Here is a 19,226-nt window from a genome sequence, read left to right as displayed (position 1 = left end):
CTGGTCAGTATGCGTGAGCGGGGCCTGACCCGGATCGAAGCGACGCCGGAGGGCGAGAAGGAGTGGCAGCAGCACTTCGAGGAAGTCACCGCCGCCACGATCTTCCCGCTCGCGGACTCCTGGTACATGAATGCCAATGTGCCCGGGAAGAAGCGTGAACTGCTGGCCTACCCCGGTGGTCTGGCCCAGTACCTGAAGAAGAACCAGGAGTCGGCAGAAAACGATTACGCCGGCTTCGTCCGCACCTGAACACAGTGATGTGACGGCACGGGTGCTGGGGTCGGACAACCCCAGCACCCGTGCCGTCACTGTTGAAGTAGATGGATGCGCCGCTCCACTGTGTGAGCTCGACGTTCGAGCCCGAGGTCACCGAATACTCGCTCACGGCGATGAACACTGCGCTCGAGCAGTTTTCGGAACCTCGGCAGGTCCTTCGATCCGAACGACACGGTCGGGACCTGGCCGGCATCCGCCCGACGTCGACTACGCCCTCAGGTCCGAACGCACCAATATGGACGACGTCGACGCCGATCTGTCACGTACGGCCCACCAGGCGGTCGTCTCCAACTCCGGTGCTCCGACCGGTCGAGAGCGGGAGAAGGGTCCGGTTCGAAAACCGACCTACAGATCGGAAGGCAGAGGCGTGCCTGACCCACGCGTCCCAGCACGCCGGTCGACATCAGTCTGCAAACAGGGCATGCACTACCCGATCGAGCTCGGATTCGAAGTCCGGGGAGCGGAGGAAATGGGGAATCCGAACCAAGTCGTGCACCACGGTGACCGCGATGCTCACGAGCGACTGCGCGGCCGCCGGGTCGACATCCGGCCGGACCGAGGAGTACCACCGGCGCAGCTCGGAGACAAAATCGTCATTGATCCGCTCGAAGCGCTCACGATCCTCGTCTGGAAGGTAATGCCCTTCGGTCAGTGCCACGGCGAGGAGATCCACGGCCTCGATTCCGAGACGCACGTACCCGGAAATCAACGCGGACAACACTTCGGCCGGATCAATGGAGGTGCGCAGCGCTCGAACGACCTCCAATGCTCGCCACTCGGCGAATCGCTCCATCAATGCGACGAGGATGCTCGACTTGGTCTTGAAATACCGGTAGATCGCCGGACCGGCGAACCCGACATCCGCTCCGATATCGTCGATGCTGACGCCGGCATATCCACTGCGACGAAAGGCTGCCGCCGCGGCCGCAAGCAACTGCTCGCGCCGCGCCATCGGCACGTTCTCGACAGTCGGCGTCTGCCGGCGACGCACAGGCTCGACTGTCGGCGCAGCGATGATCCGTTCGCATGCCGTTGCCATCACGGTAGCGAGACGAGACCGCGAAAGCGCGCTGTCGTAGAACGCCGGGCTGGTCAAGACGCTGACAACCGCCCAACTGCGAACATCGGTTGCGAACGCGCCGAGGCCGGGGTGGCACGGACGGATCAGTCGACCGGCAACGTTGTCCGAGATCCACACTGCCCTGCTTCGTACGGTTCGGAAATCATCTTCGTCCAGATGGCGCGCTTCACGCTGCCACAGCACCGACAGCCGGCGACTTTCGATACCGACACGCGCCAGGTAGTCGAGATGCCGGGCCAGCTCCTCATCCGACTCGACCTCTGAGATCGAATCCAGAGCGTCGATCCAACGCTGTTGATCCTCATCGATGATGCGGGCGAGGAGTTCCTGCTTGTTCTTGTAGTGCCGATACACCGCACGCGCGGTGACTCCACTCGCCTCGGCGATATGGTCTACGCGAACGGCGTGAAAGCCCCTGAGTGCGAACAGCTCGCGTGCATTGTTCGCGATCTGCACATTGCGGTCTTTCGGCCGACGTGACGTCGGTGCGATTCGGGCTTCAGCCCCCATGGGTCTCTCCGTTCGTGACGGACTCAGCTCCGGACCTCGCCTCCGGTAGACACGTCGCGTCGCTGTTGAGCATGTCGGTCCAGCTACGCCCCAGCCAGGGCGCTCCCCCGTCGGGTCGTGCGAGACTGCTACGTCGCTCCGGTTGAACGAGCACAGACCTCATCCAATCTTCCGGAGACACTTCGCAGCCACACACCGGCCACGACAAGTTGTTACCTCAGGTTACCTAATTTGCGTCTGCGACCCGACATGAACCACCCGCAAGCACAGATCATGCAGGTTGTTTATCTCAGATGAGAGGTCAAACCACCATCTGGCGACGATCACTGACAGTTATGGACCATTGACTTACCCTCCTATCGATCGGTAGGATCGGCCGAATGGACGGTCCGAAGACCGAAGGCTGAAAAGTGAAGAGCTGCCCGGTATTCCCACACCGTCCTGGTCCGTCCGTTCCCAAAACAGACAAGATGCCGGAGGCGTCCTTCCACCGCCACAGCCATCCGAGCGGCACGCGAATCAGCGTGAATCACCGCCCTGACCCGGCGCCCTCAGATCCGGATTCTCGCTGACGATGTCGAGAAGAATCTCGATGACGGCCTGCACCCGTGCCAGGCGAGCCAGTTCTCGCGGAACAACCAACCAATAGGTTCTCTCGGCCACGAACTTGTCCGGGAGTACGGGCACGAGATCGGGGTCGGCATTACCGATGTAGGTCGGGAGCGGTGCGATACCCACTCCGTACCTGACCGCCTGATAGTGGCCGGTGATGTTGTTCGTCTGGACTTGCGCGCGATCTTCGGGCAGGAGACGCTCGAGTCGACGTAGCGGCTCGACGTCCAAGATGGCGTTCACGTACCACACCAACGTGTGGTCCTCGAGGTCGTCGAGGGACTCGATGGCACTGTGCGAGTCGAGGTAGCGACGTGATGCATAAAGACGCAGGTCGTAGTTGGCCAGCTTGCTGACGGACACCGATCGTGGTGACGGCCTTTCGAGAGTGACTGCGAGGTCGAAGTCGCGACCGGTCACCAGATCGTGCGTGGTCGACGTACGCAGCTCGGTGAACAGGTCAGGGTGTCTGTCGCGCACCATGCCCAGTCCCGGAACCAACACATAGGCGCCGAAGCCGTCCGGGGTGAGAATCCGGACAGTGCCGTGAAGACTGCCGGATCCAGCGGACGATGTCGCGTCGAGTGCAGCCAACAGAGTCGATTCGACCGCTTCTGCGTACGGCACCAGACGCCGGCCGGCCTCGGTCAGTTGCCATCCCGACGATCCCCGGTCGAACAGTCGCGCTCCCATGTCTTTTTCGAGTCGGGTGATCCTGCGCGACACCGTGGTCTGATCGACGTCCAGACGTTTGGCCGCGTCCGCGATCCGCCCGGTCCGTGACAACTCCAGCAGAAAACGCATGTTATCGGCGGTGAACATCCCACTCCCTCGCTGCTGCAAAATTGCAGTTCTCACTGCGAAGATACTCGTTGACCGCGGCACATATGCACCGACAGACTCGAGAAAACCACAGAGTCACAGGAGCACATAACCATGACCGTCATCCCACACTGGTTGGACAACAAGCCCTTCACCGGCACCAACGGCACATCGGCCCCGGTCACCAACCCCGCCACCGGCGCAGTGACTGCAGAAGTTGCACTTGCGAGCACAGACGACGCCCGCACGGTGATCGAGGCAGCCGCGGCGGCGTTCCCCGCATGGCGAGATACCTCGATCGCCAAGCGCACACAGATTCTGTTCGCATTCCGTGAACTGCTCAACGCCCGCAAGCAGGAATTGGCTGCGATCATCACCTCCGAGCACGGCAAGGTGCTCTCCGACGCGCTCGGTGAGGTCTCCCGCGGCCAGGAGGTCGTCGAATTTGCCTGCGGCATCGCCCACCTTCTCAAGGGTGGGATGACCGAGAACGCGTCGACCAAGGTCGACATGGCGTCGATCCGCCAGCCCATCGGGCCGGTCGGCATCATCTCCCCGTTCAACTTTCCCGCCATGGTTCCGATGTGGTTCTTCCCCATCGCGATTGCCGCCGGGAACACCGTGGTCCTCAAGCCGTCGGAAAAGGTTCCCACGGCAGCGCTGTGGATCGCCGAACTGTGGTCCGAGGCGGGCCTGCCTGCCGGCGTGTTCAACGTCCTGCAGGGTGACAAGACAGCCGTCGACGAACTACTCACCAATCCGGCGATCAAGGCCATCTCCTTCGTCGGGTCGACCCCCATCGCGAAGTACGTCTACGAAACCGCAACCGCCCACAGCAAGCGCGTCCAGGCACTCGGCGGCGCGAAGAACCACGCCGTTGTTCTGCCGGACGCCGACCTCGATCTGGCCGCCGACGCGATGGTGAACGCGGGCTTCGGCTCCGCCGGTGAGCGCTGCATGGCGATCTCCGCACTGGTCGCGGTCGGGGACATCGCCGATGAGCTGGTTGCAAAGATCAAGGATCGCACCCTGAGCCTGAAAACCGGCGACGGCACAAAGGACTCGGATATGGGTCCATTGGTGAGCAAAGCACATCGTGACAAAGTGTCTTCCTATATCGACGCCGGCGAAGCTGCCGGCGCCACCGTCGTAGTCGACGGCCGGTCCGTGCAGGCCGATGGCGGAAGCGACGGATTCTGGCTCGGACCGACCCTTCTGGATCACGTCACCACCGATATGAGCGTCTACACCGACGAGATCTTCGGCCCCGTCCTGTCCGTCGTACGGGTCGAGACCTATGACGAAGCCCTCGAATTGATCAACTCGAACCCCTACGGCAACGGCACCGCCATCTTCACCAACGACGGCGGCGCAGCCCGCCGCTTCCAGAACGAAGTCGAGGTCGGTATGGTCGGCGTCAACGTCCCCATCCCCGTCCCCACCGCGTACTACAGCTTCGGCGGCTGGAAGAACTCCCTCTTCGGTGACACACACGCCCACGGCACCGAAGGTGTGCACTTCTTCACCCGCGGCAAGGTCGTCACCACCCGCTGGCTCGACCCCAACCACGGCGGCATCAACCTCGGCTTCCCTCAGAACGACTAAGGACGGCACCATGAGTATCCAGATCGCCTTCCCACGGTTCCTGCGAATCGGCGGGGGCACCGTCGACGACATCGGGGACGTGATCCGTCAACTCGGATTGCAGCGCCCGGTAGTGGTGACCGACAAGTTCCTCACCTCGACTGGCGCGTCCGAACGGATCTTGACTCTCCTGCGCGAAGCACGCATCACACCAGCCCTGTTCGACGACACCGTTCCCGACCCCACCACCGACTCCCTCGAAACAGGGCTCGCCCTGCTCGCCGATCACAACGCCGACTCGGTGATCGGCTTCGGTGGCGGCAGCCCGATGGATACTGCGAAGGCGCTGGCCGTCCTCGGGGTCCGCGGGGGCCGGATGCGGGACTACAAGGTCCCGCACGTCTACACCGGACCAGCGCTTCCCGTCGTCGCGATCCCGACCACCGCCGGCAGCGGCTCGGAGGCTACGCAGTTCACCATCATCAGTGACAGCGTCACGGACGAGAAGATGCTCTGTCCAGGCCTGTCCTTCCTGCCCATCGCAGCAATCGTGGACTTCGAACTGACAATGTCCATGCCCCCTCGCCTGACTGCCGATACCGGAGTCGATGCACTTACCCATGCGATCGAGGCGTATGTGAGCCGAAAAGCCAACCCTGTCTCCGACGGCCTCGCGCTCGCAGCCATGCGCACCATCGGCCAGAATCTGCGCACCGCGTATGAAGACGGTGAGAACAAGCAAGCGCGAGAAGCCATGATGCTCGCCGCTACCCAGGCCGGCATGGCGTTCTCGAACGCAAGCGTGGCCCTCGTTCACGGAATGAGCCGACCCATCGGCGCGCACTTCCATGTCGCGCACGGGCTGTCCAATGCCATGCTGCTCCCGGCGATCACCGCATTCTCCGTCAAGGGCGCCGAGTCACGGTACGCGGACTGTGCCAGGGCCATCGGTGTGGCCACCGAAGCCACCGGTGACGGTATCGCCGCGCAGTCCCTCGTCGACTCCCTGGCCGAACTATGTCATGACCTGGCTGTTCCCACTCCCCGCGACCACGGTATCGACCGAGCTCGCTGGAACGATCTGATCCCACTGATGGCGCAACAGGCGCTCGATTCGGGTTCGCCGGGCAACAACCCGGTTGTGCCCACTGTCGACGAAATCGCCGAACTGTACGTCGAGGTCTACGACTAGCGTGGATGCGATCCGCGCCCCGCGCTGTCCGACGAGTCAGGGTGAGAGCTCGAGCGGCAGGACCCTTTCGGTCCTGCCGCTCAGCCGCCCCCATCGCCGGGGAGCTCGCTCCGCAACGATGTCACCGTCGTCATGAACTCATGCACTCAGTCAGGACGTGAACGTCCGGATACAGCATCGAGATAGGCAGAAGCTGTACCCGTGATCCGCGTACCCTCGACGATCATCGGCCAGGTCCCGTCCATACCGGCGTCGACGGCGGCACGGCTGAGCTGACGCTCCCAGAACGCAGCGGACCCGAATTCCGAACGCCACTGCAACGCAGGCAGGGTGAGCCGGTGGAGGGTGTGCTCATGGGTGGTGCCGATTGCGCCGTGCACTTGGTGAGTGTTGCGCACCGCCACGGCCAGCGCTGGTGAGACCACACTGCGGGCCACCGCGACACGAAAGGCCGAGAAGTCGCCGGCAAGGTCGTCGGTAACAGCGTCTGCGAGAGCGGTGTCGACGGCGGCACGGGCAAGGACGGACTCGGCTGCAGTGTCGACCACGAGATTCTGCACGGACTGGAACCGCGCCAGAGGGCGCCCGAACTGAGCGCGGTCGGTGGTGTGTGCAACCGCCGAAGCCAGCATGCCCTCCATAGCGCCGACGCACTGGATCGCACGGATGAGAGCGCCGCGCAGGACGTAATCCTCGACGGCACGGGTGTCCACCGGTGTCCAGGTGACGTCACCGTCGACCCGGACCGACCCGAGGGGCACCTCGGAGATCCCCTCGACCGCCTCGACGGTCAGCCGATCGGTGGGCACGTCCGCGATCTCGTAGCCCGCATCGACCCGACGCACGCAGACAACGGACCCGGTGGCGCCAGCCCACGGCACACGTTGCGCGAGGCCGTCCGCCCTCAGGACGGCGACGGTCGCTGTGTCCGACGACGAGTCGTCGAGGCCGGCCGCGCGCCTCAAGGGACCTGCCAACAGATCGGTCTCGGCGAAGGGCACGGCCACGCCGCCAGCGGCGGTCGTGCGTAACAGAGCAGCGGCCTCGACCCAACCCGCGCCGCTGCCCCCGGTCTCCTCGGGTGCGGTCAGCCTGGCCAGTCCGACCGCACCCAAGGTGGCCCACACAGCGGCCGGATCCGGCTCGATGTCCGGCCCCGAGTGCCCAGCGACAAGATCGTCCATGAGGTCCTGGAGATCCCCGTCTACGGCAAGATCGATTGTGCTCGCGGTCGTGGTCATCAGCGCATCCCCAGCCCCCGCGCGATCACGCCGCGCAGGATTTCGTTGGTACCGCCGCGAAGTGTGAACCCCGGACGCTGGTGTAGTCCGGCCCTGCACAGAGCCTCGATTTCCGCTTGCCCGTCCATGGTCTCGTCACCCAGCCGATCAGAGACGTACTCGACGAGGTCGCCTTCCATGCTGGTACCGAGGAGTTTGACCAGGGCGGCGGCGGTGTCGGCCTTCTCGCCCCGTTGAAGGGCTCCGGCGATGTTCTGGCTCAGTGCGTGCAGTCCGACCATCCGGGCCACAGAACGTCCCAGGTCGGTGCGCTCGGGCAGCAGTCCCTTTCGGACCGCGCCGATCTCGGCAGCCAGGAGCCGGAAGGTCGAAAGGAAACGCTCGGGTCCACTGCGTTCGAAGGAAAGCTCCGAGTTGACCTGTTCCCATCCGTTGCCCAACGTGCCGAAGACCCTGGCGTCGGGAACGAATACCTCGTCCAGAACGACCTCGTTGAAGTGGTGGTCGCCGGAGAGGGAAATGATCGGCCGGATCGTCACGCCTCGGGAACGGAGGTCGACGATGAACTGGCTCAGGCCCGCGTGGCGGTGTGCCGTGTCGAGTGGTTCCGTGCGGGCCAGCACGATGAACGCCTCAGCGTGGTGGGCGCCCGAGGTCCACACTTTGGTGCCGGTGACGGTCCAACCGCCCTCCACTCGGGTGCCGCGGGTCCGGACACTGGCCAGGTCCGATCCTGAGTCGGGCTCACTCATTCCTATGCCGAAGAAGCACTCACCCGCAGCAATTCGGGGAAGGTACTTGTGCTTCTGCTCTTCGGTGCCGTATCTCAGCAGCGATGGTGCAATCTGGCGGTCTGCCACCCACTGCGCTGCAACCGGAGCGCCTACCGCGAGCAGTTCCTCGGTGACAACGAAACGCTCGAGATGGGTCCGGCCGTGCCCGCCGTACTCGGTCGGGATGGTCATTCCTACCCAACCGTGCTCGGCGAGGCGGCGGGTGAAGTCCTCGTCCCACCGGGTGAGCCAGGTGTCGATGCCCGGTGTCAGTGTCCCTGCCGCGGTCTCCTTCTCGAGAAAGGTGCGTACCTCGGCGCGTAGAGCATCCATTTCATCAGTGGTCACCGTCGTCGGCGGCGCGACGGAGGGGTTCATAGTGCCTCCATAGGAAGTTCCGGCTGGGGCGAGGCCCGACATGCTCGCGTGAATTTCGCCGCCGAGTAAGCGGCGGCCGGTCGGATCGGGGGGGCGAACGCCGGCCCCATCTCGGATGGACACTATCCAGTCCTCGACATCTACGCAATAGCGCATTATCTTACGTAATTATGTATCGGTTGGAGGAGTTCTCCCTGTTGATAGGCTCACGAAATGGCTGACACTCCTGGGTCCCCCGGAGCCGTGCCGGTCGAGAAGGTTCCCGGCCGTCCCCGGCACCGCATGGTCGATCGGGTGGCGTCGATCCTCGAACTCGTAGCCCGGTCCGAAAACGGCCTCACCCTCACCGCTATCGCACGGGCACTCTCCGCGCCCGTCAGTTCGGTCCAGGGCTTGATCAACGGTCTCGTCGCCGTCGGCTACCTCGACGAGCGCGACCGGATCTACACCCTCGGCACCGCGCCCTATCTTCTCAACGTCATCGCAGGCCGACCTCCGGTCACCTCGATCAGCCATGATCAGCTCGAGCAGGTCCATGCCGAGACCGGGTTGACCATCACACTGTCCACATCTGTCGGCGACGACCTGTTCTACGTCGATCACGTCTCTTCCGACCCGCATTACGCATACCTGGCAGAAAACCGGGTGCGCCGATCTCTCCTGCGTACCTCTGCAGGATGGCTCTTGCTGGCCGATCGCGATCAACGTGACATCTGGGCGTACCTCAACTCTCGACCATCCTCCGATGCCGACTTCGTCGAGCGCTTCCTGCACTCACTCGATGAGCTCGAGAACACCGGCGTATGCGTGGCACCCGGTGTGGCCGTTGAACATGCAGACGGGGTATCGGTCGCCCTCCGAGAACGCGGCCGGACCATCGCCACCCTCGGCGTGGTCGGGATACGGGAGACCATCGTCGAACGGCAGGACGAACTCGTCGAGATCTGCCTGCGATACGCCACCAAGTGGGGCTTTCGCTAGCCTGCAACACGGACACTGATTCCTCGATGAGTCGCTCGACCCGGCTCGACGACCGTGTCGACCGACGCCACACCCCGCCTGACACAGAAACGGACCAGGGTTGATGCGGTCACTCGCGGTAAGCGACCGCATCCGTGAGCAACACGCGACGGCCAGGCCGCCGCCTCTCGAGCGAGCGTGACCCTCACATCGCGATCGGACCCGCCTGCTCGATCTCTCGACCTTCACCTAACAGATGATCGATTCCCGGTGCACCGCTCGACCACCGGATATATCGGAGGGTGCGCCTCCACGCGGCGCGACTTCCGGATCGAACGCCGCAGACCGTAACGGTCGGCAGGGTCCGGCAGACGCCCTCGATCACAGCGGAGGAACGTGCGCCCGAACATGTCTCGCACCCTGTAGCCACCATTCACATCGTTGATCTGCTTCTGATCTCCGGCCGGCCGCAGGGGAGCGTCGCGCAAGCACTCCACAACAGCGAGTTCGCTTCGCCCACGTCGTCGCCGTAGCACCCGTCCGCGACATCGGGCGGAACCGAGGGTCCCGCACTCGTCGATGTGCCGTCGACACCAAGCAACTCGGCCTGCACGCGCCCGAGTGTCAAACTCCCCCGCCGACAACAAACACCCCTTGTCCTGACATGGTCCCCCCTCGCCTTCAGAAGACGCGCAAACCTTGCCGCAGAGCGCCTATCTACTTATTTACGTATTTTTATTTCTAGTTGCGGATTTATTGGTGGGTCGCTATTGTCGATTCATTCCATCTCCGTGACCCATGCCACACCCCATACGCAACGAGGTCGCAACTCCGACAGGCCGTTTGACTTTCGGAAAGCAAAGCCAGACACAACGCCCCGGAACTCTGCCCGCACGTCAGCCTCGGAAAGGTCTAGGCCCATGACATCAACCCATCTCCCTGAGCACGCCACGACGGAAACGCAGGATTACGACGTCATCGTGGTCGGCGGCGGTTTCGGCGGGATCTATCAGCTGCGCCACCTTCGGGACAAAGGGTTCTCCGTAATCCTGCTCGAAGCCAGTGGAGGCTTCGGTGGGGCCTGGAGCCTCAACCGCTACCCAGGCGCACGCGTCGACAGCCACGCACCCGTCTACCAGTTCACCGATGAATACCTTTGGAAGGACTGGAACTTCTCACAGATGTTCCCGGACCACGAAGAGATGCGCAGTTACTTCAACTACGTCGACTCCAAACTGGACCTGAGCAAGGACTCGCGCTTCAACACCAAGGTCGTCAGCGCGACGTTCGACGAGGACGAGCGGATGTGGACCCTCGTCTCACAGAACGACGAGAGCTTCCGCGCACGCTTCGTCGTGTTCGCAACGGGATCGACTACCGAACCCTACATCCCGAACATCCCTGAAATGGACGCCTATCGAGGTGAACTCGTCCACACCGCGCGGTGGCGAGACGACATCGACATGACCGGCAAACGAGTTGCCATCATCGGCACCGGCGCCAGCGCAGTCCAAGTAGTTCAGGAAGCCGGCCCTGTCGTCGAGAAACTCACCGTCTTCCAGCGCACGCCGAACCTCTCGTTGCCCATGCATCAGGAATACCTCACCGAGGAGAGGCAGGCGGTCCTGAAGGAGACCATGCCGGATGTGGCGGTCAAGTGTCGCGAAACGTTCGCTGCGATCGACTACGAGTTCGATCCCCGAAATGGCGTCGACACGTCCGAGGAAGAGCGTCTCGCACTGTTCGAACGTCTCTGGAATCAGGGCGGATTCGCATTCTGGCTCGGGAACTTCTCCGATTACCTCTTCAGCGAAGAAACCAACTCGATGGTCTACGAGTTCTGGAAGAGCAAGATCAAGCCGCAGATCCTCGACCCGGTGAAGGCCGACCTGCTGGTGCCTGACGTAGCGCCTCATCCGTTCGGAGCCAAGCGGCCGGCCCTGCACCAGAACTACTACGAGGTGATGAACCAGGAGAACGTCGAACTCGTCTCCATCCAGGAGTCACCGATCACCGGGTTCACGGCAACCGGAATTCGCACATCCGATGGTATCGAGCACGGAGAGTTCGACATCATCGTACTTGCAACCGGATTCAACAATAATACCGGTGCGCTCACTTCGATGGAGGTCCGCAACTCCGCTGGCGTTACCCTCGGCGAGAAGTGGCGCCAGGGCGTCGACGCATACCTCGGCGCATTCACCGCCGGCTTTCCCAACGCCATGTTCGTGTACGGTCCGCAGAGCCCCGCCGCCTTTGCGAACGGGTCCACGAACGCGGAGCTTCAAGGTGAGGTCATGGTCGAGTTCCTCGAATTTCTTCGTTCGGAGGGCCTTACCCGGTTCGAATCGACTCCCGAAGCCGACCAGACCTGGACCGATCACATCAACGGTACCGATGACATGGCGCTGTTCAAGCATGCAAAGTCCTGGTACAACGGCAGCAACATCCCCGGCAAGAAGCCCCAGATGCTTCAGTATCTGAACGGTCTGCCCATGTACCTGGATTTCTGGCACAAGGAAAAGGCGGCAGGATACACCGACGGACTGCGGGTATCGTGAGGTTTCGCTCAATCGGATTCAACCTCGGAAGAAGTGAATAATGCCTGTCATCAACAGCATTGAACGTGAACGTTTCTTCATCGACGGCCAATGGCGCAAAGCGAGCACCTCCGATCTGGCACCGGTGTTCGAGGCAGCAACCGAGCGCCCTCTGGGTGTTGCTGCGATGGGCGGGCCCGAGGAGATCGATGCGGCTGTGCACGCCGCACGGGCCGCACTCCAGAAAGGACCCTGGGGGCGCAGCACCCCCCACGAGCGAGCTACAGTGATGCGGCGCTTCGCCGACAGCCTCGAGCGTCGAGGAAGATCGACTGCAGAGCTCGTCAGCCGGCAGACCGGAATGATCTCCTCCTTGTCGGTGAGCACAAGCGCAACGGCTCCGGTAGCGATCCTGCGGTCCATGGCAGATCTCATCGAGACACGAACATTCGAGACCCGCCGACCCAGCAGCATGGGCTCCACCATCGTGCGAGAAGAACCCGTAGGAGTCGTGGGCGCAATTACTGCCTGGAACTATCCACAGCTCTTGGCCATGGCCAAGATCGGGCCCGCACTGGCAGCAGGATGCACTGTAGTTCTCAAGCCGGCACCGGAGACGTCGCTCGATGCCTATGTACTCGCAGAGGCAGCCGAGGAAGCCGGTCTACCACCTGGCGTCCTCAACATCGTTGCCGGCGGCGTTCATGCAGGCAAAGCCCTTGTAGCCCATCCCGATGTCGACAAGATCGCCTTCACCGGTTCCACTGCAGCAGGACAAGCGATCGGCGAGGTCGCCGGCCGCAGTTTCAAGAGAGTCTCCCTGGAGCTCGGAGGAAAATCCGCAGCCATTGTGCTCCCCGATGCCGACCTCGGCGTCTTTGCCAGAAGCCTCAAAGACGCCGTGCTCAAGAACGGGGGACAGACATGCACCACGAACTCCCGCATCTTGGTTCCCCACGGTAGGTCCAGCGAGATCATCGACGTCCTTGCGTCCTACGTAGACGGCTTGGTCATGGGAGACCCACTCGACGAGTCGGTAACCATGGGCCCCATGGTAAGCGAGCAGCATCGGGAGCGGGTGAGGAGTTACATCCGCCTCGGGCAGTCCGAGGGATTCCGAACGATCCGCGGCGGAACCGACTCCCCTGAGCAATGTCCCCGCGGCTGGTTCGTGTCTCCCACCATCTTCGAGGGTGTCGATAATCGCAGTCCGCTGGCACAGGACGAGATTTTCGGACCTGTCATCTCCGTCATCCCTTATGAGACCGAAGAGGACGCCATCAACATGGCGAACGACACACCATTCGGTTTGGGAGGAGTCGTCTTCACGGAAGACACCGAACACGGCTTGGACATCGCGTCACGTATTCGATCCGGAACCGTGGGAGTGAACTACTACTCCCTCGATACCGGCTCCCCGTTCGGCGGCGTGAAGAACAGCGGAGTCGGCCGCGAATTCGGGCCCGAGTCCCTGGACTTCTATCTCGAGTACAAGTCGATATACGTCTAGGCTTCGCAACGCCCGCAGACCCTCCATATCGCCCCCGACAGTGCGTCCAGCCTGAGACTTCATCCGATGGAAGGAACGAGTAGCTACACGGAGCATGCCCGTCGTCTTCAGCGTCGCTGACTATGGGCAACTACCCGCGGTCGATGCAGGTCAGCGATGGCTGAGAATACTCCGTTCATGCTTTGTCCCTCCCTCCGGAGGCCAGCGACTTCCAACCGCACAGAATGAGCAATCATGCCTGAATCCTCATCTGCCATCCTCCCGGCCGAGACTCGAGAATCCGCATCCGAGACTCTGCGTCCACGGACCGGCGCACTCACCGACATCCGGGTCGTCGATCTTTCGCGGGTGCTGGCCGGCCCGCTGTGCGCGCAAGTGCTCGCCGACCACGGTGCCGACGTGATCAAGGTGGAGCCACCTACTGGTGACGACACACGCAGCTGGGGCCCGCCTTTCGTCAAGGATGACCACAGCGCCTACTTCGATGGCTTGAACCGCAACAAGCGGAACATCAGTGTGGATTTGCGTACCGAGGCCGGCCAACAACTGCTGCGCACGATGCTTGCCGAAGCCGATGTCGTCATCGAAAACTTCAAGGCGGGCACCCTTGCGAAGTGGGGACTCGACGACGACGTGCTCGCCGCCGAATTCCCGCGACTCGTGCACTGTCGAATCACCGGGTACGGAGTCGACGGGCCGCTCGGTGGTGCTCCCGGCTACGACGCAATTCTCCAAGCCTTGTCGGGGCTGATGAGCATCAACGGTGAGCCCCACGGTGATGCCATGCGGATCGGGATCCCTCTGGTCGACATCATCACGGGTCTCAACGCTGTGAACGGCATCCTCATGGCACTTCACGTGCGGCAAAAGACCGGACGCGGGCAACTCGTGGATCTGGCACTACTCGACAACGCTGTGTCGATCCTGCACCCACACGCCGGCAAGTGGTTTGCCACCGGCGTCGCGCCGGAGCGGACGGGCGTGGCACACCCGACGATCTGTCCCTATGAAACGTTCACCTGCGCCGATGGCCCCTTCTTCATCGGTGCCGGCAACGACCGGCAATTCCGCGCTCTGGTCGTGGCGCTCGACGCTTCAGACCTGGCCGACGACCCGAGATTCGTCACCAACTCCGACCGGATGGCAAACGCAGCTCAACTGCGCGACATCCTCGGCGGCCTCGTCAAAACTTGGCAGCGCGAAGCTTTGGCGGCCCTGCTACGGCGAGCCGGCGTACCGTCGGGGTCGGTGAACAATGTCGGAGAGGCCCTTTCGCTACCGCAGGTCCGTCACCGCGAGATGGTGGTCGAGTGTGACGGCTACCGGGGTCTCGGCGTACCCGTCAAACTCGCTGGGTCCCCCGGTGCTGTGCGGTTCGGGCCGCGCGACCGTGGCGCCGATACCGATACTGTGCTAACAGAACTCGGACTTCTCGAAGACGATATCGAGCAGCTGCGCGCCGCCGGGGCACTGCCCGAGTAACAGCTCACCTGCACGGCGGATCTTGGCCATGCCTACCAGCAGAGCTGGTTCCACACACAGCTGCCGGCAAGGTCACCGACCGTATGCAAGCCACACCGTCGTCCGGCCGTTCAACGCCGATCGCGTTCTCTCCGTTCTATATTCGCCGTCGTTCACCAACAGGTGTTGCAAAATAGGACACTGGTGACCTCATCCCTGCTTCTAGCGTTCTAAAGTGCGCATTCTCCTGAATATCCGCACCGTTTCACATCCCTTATCCCACTCAAGGAGTGACCATGGCCCTGTTCGCTGTTATCTGGTCGTACACCACTGACGCATCCGTCAAAGAGGCTGCTCATGCCGACCACCTGGTCTTCGTCAAGGACGCGGCCGCCAAAGGCGTGCTGCAGGAAGCGGGCGCCTGGGCCGACGGGGCCGGCGCGTTGCTCGTGTTCAAGGCGGACAGCGAAGACGACCTGCAGGCCCTGCTCGCCAAGGACCCGTATGTCACGCAGGGTGTTGTCGTCGACCAGAGCATCTACCAGTGGAAGCCCGTCATCGGACCCCTCGTAGGGATCTGAGGACGACCCGGCTGCTCCACCTCGATGGAAAGAAGTTGCAGCATCTCTACATCGAGTTGCAATCAGCACTCTTCCAGTAGCGTCGGCACAAACGACCCGCACAACTTGCATCTGTGCGTTCGCATAGTGAGCGACGGATGCGAAAAGTTCGATCAGCGACATCGCGGAACCATCACATCACCGCCTCGACGGCGCAAGCCTCGACGCCGAACCGATGTGGCGGTCGATGAGTATCGACATTTCGACAATCCGAGGCAATCGTTGACCTTCCCTAGCGGCCTTTTCTAATCAGCCGACTGGGTGGGGTGACACCGTGCGTACGCGATACACCAGCTTCACGCCTTCCTGATCAGTCAATTTCCTTCTCGACCGGTGATGAAAGTGAGCAACACATGTCCGTGAGCAAAGAATCGCTGTTCCTCAACGACCTGTACTCGTCCTGGCTTCGACGGTCCGAAGGTATGGATCTCGCAGGTCAGCGAGACATGTTCGAAGAATGGCATCTTCCCACCATCGAACCCACCGATGTCACGTATGAAGAAGTGACAGCCAACGGTGTGCCGGCAACATGGGCCAAGCCGCTGGGCGCCGCCGAGGACCGGGTGATCGTCTTCACGCACGGCGGCGGATTCGTGACAGGTTCACGCTTTTCCCATCGCAAGCTTGCCGCACACCTCGCCAAGCTGGCAGGAGTTCACGCACTCGTGGTGGACTACCGGCTCGCGCCGGAGGCAAAGCATCCAGCACAGCTCGAAGATTGCATTGCCGTGCAGAAGTGGCTCCGTACGCAGGGCTACAAGGCAGAACATACGGCGACGGTCGGCGACTCGGCAGGCGCACATCTCGCCATCTCGACCGTGTTCGAACTTGCGGGTATGGCACTTCCCATTCCGGCCGCCGTCGTCGCTCTTTCGCCGTGGCTCGATATGGAGATCAAGGGGTTGACGATCGAATCGAACGACGCAGTCGACGTCCTGGCCAAGAGGGCAGTCCTCGAGATGATGCGAGAGAATTTCCTCACCGATCTCTCGGAAGCAACGGACCCGCGGGCAAACCCGCTGCTCAGGGACTACACAGACTTCCCTCCCGTCTATGTATCGGTCGGCGGCTACGAGACTCTGCTCGACGACTCGCGCCGGGTCGTCGAATTGATCGAAAAGGCAGGGAGCGAAGCCGTGCTCGACGTGGTCGACGAACAGCAGCATGTCTTCCACTTCAACGCGGGACGAGCACCCGAGGCGGATCAGGCCCTGAACCGGATCGCCCAGTGGCTACGGCCGAAGTTGGGGCTCGCCTGAACACCGTGTGTGGGGCGTGCAACTGAAAGCAAAGCGCGCCGACGAAGGAGGAACGTGTCTCGGCGGCGGTCTGCTTCGACCAGACTGCCGCCGAGTCCGTTCGCATGCCAGTCAGCAGTGCATTATCCGAACCATCGATTGCAGTGAAGATCGGGAAGACACATACATGGAAAATCCAGTTCTCGTAGAACGCGACGGATTCATCGAAACGTGGACGATCAATCGGCCGGCTGAACGTAACCCAGTCTCAGGGATGGATGTCGTCGACGCATTGGTCGCATGCGTGGATGCCGTCAACGCCGATTACGGGGTACGCGCTGTCATTGTCACCGGCGCGGGATCGACCTTCTCCGCCGGCGGCAACGTCAAGGACATGGCGAATCGCCAGGGACTGTTCGGCGGGAAACCTCACGAACAACGCGATGGCTATCGCGCCGGGATACAAAGGATCCCACGAGCGATGTACAACTGCGACGTACCCTTGATTGCAGCGGTGAACGGCCCTGCAATCGGTGCCGGGTGCGATCTTGCCCTCATGTGCGACCTCCGAATCGCCAGCGAAAAAGCGTTCTTTGCTGAGAGCTTCGTCAAGCTGGGCATCATCCCGGGTGACGGGGGTGCGTGGCTGTTGCCGAAAGCGGTCGGTATGGCGCGGGCGGCCGAGATGATCCTCACGGGCGACCGTGTCGACGCAACACAGGCTCTCGAGTGGGGATTGGTCTCGAACGTCGTTCCTCCCGATCAGCTGCTCGACGAAGCTCGCGCACTCGCCAACAGAGTGGCCGCCAATCCTCCGCACTCGGTACGGATGGCAAAAAAACTCCTGCGCGAAGGGCAGCACCAGAGCCTCGACAGCCTCCTCGAACTGTCCGCTGCTCTGCAGGCGCTGGTTCAACAGACCACCGATCACACGAGAGCAGTCAACGCCCTCATGGAGAAGCGAACTACCGCATTCACCGGCGAGTGACGATGCCTCACGTAGCAAGCTCCTCGATCAGCGGTGCGGACACGTGGACGTTCGGCAAGGCAACCGCATCAGCAGGAACGATGTCGTGAAGTTCGACGAGTCCTCTTCGATCGAGCACTGGTCTACTGACTGTTACCTCAGTACCAGGGCAGGACGAGGAGCATGTTGTTCATCCGCCCGAATTCGGACGTCTCGACCTCCCTGAGTTGCCCGCAGAGGAACCGGACGACCGTGTGCGTGTCTCGTGCACATCCCGCGCTCGAGAATCGTGTGCCGGCGGGCCCGCCACTTCGAGGAGCCAGCAGCTGGACCAGACATGTGCTCCGTGAGGACCTGAGTGCAGCACGCCGGCGGGCACGCGCTGAGCGAGCAACGGGTGGCTGCACTCGCAGCACATGACTGCGGCACAGCCACCGGCCACTCGTACTCAGCGAGCGAACTGTTTGCCGAGGAATTCGACAACCGCGCTGTGCAATTCAGCACTGCGCGGAACTGCACCGGTCATCCAGTACACGCCATGGACAAGACCGCTATACAGTTCGACCTGGACCGGGACACCCTGCTCGGTCAGCATCCGCCCGTAGTTCAGGCATTCGTCGCGTGTGACCTCGTACTCGTTGACCAACATCAGCGTCGGAGGAAGCCCCGCCAAGCTCTTCGCCTTGGCCGGCGAGGCGTACGGGTTCTCGGCGTCTTCCAGTGTGGCCAGGTACTGCTCCCAGAACCAGCCGATTGCTGCCGCGGTGATCAAATATCCCTCGGCATTCTCCTCCCATGACGGGAAGCGTGCCGTGCCGTCGATAACCGGATAGACCAACACCTGAGCACACAGGGCCGGTGAGCCGGTATCACGTGCCCGAAGGGCGGTGACTGCGGCGAGATTGCCACCGGCACTGTCGCCCATGATGGCGACACGCGTCGCATCACCACCGAAGTCGGCGACGTTGTCGACTACCCAATTCAGAGCAGCGAACGCGTCTTCGGGTGCGGCAGGGAACTTGTGTTCGGGAGCGAGCCGGTAACTCACGGCGGCCACGATGACCCGGGCGTCCGCGGCCAGCGCGCGACAAGGCTGCTCGGTAACGTCGAGGCTGCCCGCAACCCATCCGCCGCCGTGGATATACACCACAACCGGCAGGGGCGCATCGGACTCCGGAATGTACAGACGCACGGCCTGATCACCATCCGGTCCGGGGTAGACCGTGTCGACGACACGAGCAAGATCCGCTTTCGGCGCCTGCAGTTCGCTGAAGGATTCGATGACCTCACGGACCTCAGCGACACTCATCTGCTCGAACGACCTCAGTCCCTGCTCGTTCAACGTATCTATCAACTGCTCGACTACAGGATCGAGTGCCATGGTGATCTCCTTGATGTGATAGGCGGACTGGTCAATCGCCGAGTCGGTGGAGTCACACTACGAGGAGGCCCGAGCGGACG

The 19,226-nt window shown here is 62.4% G+C and carries 14 protein-coding genes and 1 pseudogene; 10 read left to right on the top strand and 5 right to left on the bottom strand.

The window, feature by feature from the left end; genetic code table 11:
* A pseudogene (locus tag AC6CID_RS24450) lies at positions 1 to 249 on the top strand (cyclopentanone 1,2-monooxygenase); the annotation flags it as partial.
* A gap of 430 nt (positions 250 to 679) precedes the next feature.
* Here the strand turns inward: AC6CID_RS24450 and AC6CID_RS24445 are convergent.
* Positions 680 to 1,867: a TetR/AcrR family transcriptional regulator gene (locus AC6CID_RS24445; RefSeq protein WP_498354621.1), complete on the bottom strand. Its 1,188-nt coding sequence runs from the start codon at positions 1,865 to 1,867 to the stop codon at positions 680 to 682.
* Positions 1,868 to 2,386: 519 nt separating this feature from the next.
* Positions 2,387 to 3,301 (bottom strand): LysR family transcriptional regulator, encoded by a 915-nt coding sequence (locus AC6CID_RS24440; RefSeq protein ID WP_006550542.1) that lies wholly within the window; start codon positions 3,299 to 3,301, stop codon positions 2,387 to 2,389.
* Between the two features lie 114 nt (positions 3,302 to 3,415).
* On the opposite strand from AC6CID_RS24440, the gene AC6CID_RS24435 reads away from it, so the two are divergent.
* Positions 3,416 to 4,906, top strand: a complete 1,491-nt coding sequence (locus tag AC6CID_RS24435) for a CoA-acylating methylmalonate-semialdehyde dehydrogenase (protein ID WP_064061485.1) — start codon at positions 3,416 to 3,418, stop codon at positions 4,904 to 4,906.
* A gap of 10 nt (positions 4,907 to 4,916) precedes the next feature.
* Complete coding sequence (locus AC6CID_RS24430; RefSeq protein WP_064061484.1) at positions 4,917 to 6,077, top strand: iron-containing alcohol dehydrogenase; 1,161 nt, start codon at positions 4,917 to 4,919, stop codon at positions 6,075 to 6,077.
* Between the two features lie 146 nt (positions 6,078 to 6,223).
* Here AC6CID_RS24430 and AC6CID_RS24425 read toward each other — a convergent pair whose 3' ends face one another.
* Together AC6CID_RS24425 and AC6CID_RS24420 are read right to left on the bottom strand one after the other, a co-directional pair.
* Entirely contained in the window at positions 6,224 to 7,318 is a 1,095-nt protein-coding gene (locus AC6CID_RS24425) for an acyl-CoA dehydrogenase family protein (protein ID WP_064061483.1), read from the bottom strand.
* Positions 7,318 to 8,469: an acyl-CoA dehydrogenase family protein gene (locus tag AC6CID_RS24420; protein ID WP_064061482.1), complete on the bottom strand. Its 1,152-nt coding sequence runs from the start codon at positions 8,467 to 8,469 to the stop codon at positions 7,318 to 7,320. The genes AC6CID_RS24425 and AC6CID_RS24420 overlap by 1 nt, the downstream gene beginning before the upstream one ends.
* A 282-nt stretch (positions 8,470 to 8,751) precedes the next feature.
* On the opposite strand from AC6CID_RS24420, the gene AC6CID_RS24415 reads away from it, so the two are divergent.
* From AC6CID_RS24415 to AC6CID_RS24385, 7 genes are all read left to right on the top strand, one after another.
* Positions 8,752 to 9,450, top strand: a complete 699-nt coding sequence (locus AC6CID_RS24415) for an IclR family transcriptional regulator (RefSeq protein ID WP_153008491.1) — start codon at positions 8,752 to 8,754, stop codon at positions 9,448 to 9,450.
* An 899-nt stretch (positions 9,451 to 10,349) separates the two neighbouring features.
* Positions 10,350 to 11,990: a flavin-containing monooxygenase gene (locus AC6CID_RS24410; protein WP_060655096.1), complete on the top strand. Its 1,641-nt coding sequence runs from the start codon at positions 10,350 to 10,352 to the stop codon at positions 11,988 to 11,990.
* A gap of 40 nt (positions 11,991 to 12,030) precedes the next feature.
* Positions 12,031 to 13,479: an aldehyde dehydrogenase gene (locus AC6CID_RS24405; protein WP_039584512.1), complete on the top strand. Its 1,449-nt coding sequence runs from the start codon at positions 12,031 to 12,033 to the stop codon at positions 13,477 to 13,479.
* Between the two features lie 234 nt (positions 13,480 to 13,713).
* A complete protein-coding gene (locus AC6CID_RS24400) occupies positions 13,714 to 14,961 on the top strand; it encodes a CaiB/BaiF CoA transferase family protein (RefSeq protein WP_039584513.1) in 1,248 nt (415 codons plus the stop codon).
* 275 nt (positions 14,962 to 15,236) lie between these two features.
* A complete protein-coding gene (locus tag AC6CID_RS24395; protein WP_006550551.1) occupies positions 15,237 to 15,521 on the top strand; it encodes a YciI family protein in 285 nt (94 codons plus the stop codon).
* 392 nt (positions 15,522 to 15,913) lie between these two features.
* Positions 15,914 to 16,819 carry an alpha/beta hydrolase gene (locus tag AC6CID_RS24390; protein ID WP_039584514.1) on the top strand — a complete coding sequence of 302 codons (906 nt, stop codon included), beginning with the start codon at positions 15,914 to 15,916 and terminating at the stop codon, positions 16,817 to 16,819.
* Between the two features lie 166 nt (positions 16,820 to 16,985).
* Positions 16,986 to 17,786, top strand: coding sequence for a crotonase/enoyl-CoA hydratase family protein (locus tag AC6CID_RS24385; protein WP_039584515.1), 801 nt, complete (start codon positions 16,986 to 16,988; stop codon positions 17,784 to 17,786).
* 427 nt (positions 17,787 to 18,213) lie between these two features.
* On the opposite strand, the gene lipP1 is transcribed toward AC6CID_RS24385, so the two are convergent.
* On the bottom strand, positions 18,214 to 19,146 hold the full coding sequence (lipP1, locus tag AC6CID_RS24380) for a LipP1 family hormone-sensitive lipase (RefSeq protein ID WP_039584517.1): 933 nt from the start codon (positions 19,144 to 19,146) through the stop codon (positions 18,214 to 18,216).
* Positions 19,147 to 19,226: the final 80 nt, after the last annotated feature.

Source organism: Rhodococcus sp. GQ147, from assembly GCF_059759155.1.
This window is presented reverse-complemented; position numbering and strand designations above follow the sequence as displayed.

Bases quoted from the DNA above. Each gene is read 5' to 3' on its own strand.
- AC6CID_RS24445 (WP_498354621.1), bottom strand. From the start codon at position 1,867: ATGGGGGCTGAAGCCCGAATCGCACCGACGTCACGTCGGCCGAAAGAC.
- AC6CID_RS24440 (WP_006550542.1), bottom strand. From the start codon at position 3,301: ATGTTCACCGCCGATAACATGCGTTTTCTGCTGGAGTTGTCACGGACC.
- AC6CID_RS24435 (WP_064061485.1), top strand. From the start codon at position 3,416: ATGACCGTCATCCCACACTGGTTGGACAACAAGCCCTTCACCGGCACC.
- AC6CID_RS24430 (WP_064061484.1), top strand. From the start codon at position 4,917: ATGAGTATCCAGATCGCCTTCCCACGGTTCCTGCGAATCGGCGGGGGC.
- AC6CID_RS24425 (WP_064061483.1), bottom strand. From the start codon at position 7,318: ATGACCACGACCGCGAGCACAATCGATCTTGCCGTAGACGGGGATCTC.
- AC6CID_RS24420 (WP_064061482.1), bottom strand. From the start codon at position 8,469: ATGAACCCCTCCGTCGCGCCGCCGACGACGGTGACCACTGATGAAATG.
- AC6CID_RS24415 (WP_153008491.1), top strand. From the start codon at position 8,752: ATGGTCGATCGGGTGGCGTCGATCCTCGAACTCGTAGCCCGGTCCGAA.
- AC6CID_RS24410 (WP_060655096.1), top strand. From the start codon at position 10,350: ATGACATCAACCCATCTCCCTGAGCACGCCACGACGGAAACGCAGGAT.
- AC6CID_RS24405 (WP_039584512.1), top strand. From the start codon at position 12,031: ATGCCTGTCATCAACAGCATTGAACGTGAACGTTTCTTCATCGACGGC.
- AC6CID_RS24400 (WP_039584513.1), top strand. From the start codon at position 13,714: ATGCCTGAATCCTCATCTGCCATCCTCCCGGCCGAGACTCGAGAATCC.
- AC6CID_RS24395 (WP_006550551.1), top strand. From the start codon at position 15,237: ATGGCCCTGTTCGCTGTTATCTGGTCGTACACCACTGACGCATCCGTC.
- AC6CID_RS24390 (WP_039584514.1), top strand. From the start codon at position 15,914: ATGTCCGTGAGCAAAGAATCGCTGTTCCTCAACGACCTGTACTCGTCC.
- AC6CID_RS24385 (WP_039584515.1), top strand. From the start codon at position 16,986: ATGGAAAATCCAGTTCTCGTAGAACGCGACGGATTCATCGAAACGTGG.
- lipP1 (WP_039584517.1), bottom strand. From the start codon at position 19,146: ATGGCACTCGATCCTGTAGTCGAGCAGTTGATAGATACGTTGAACGAG.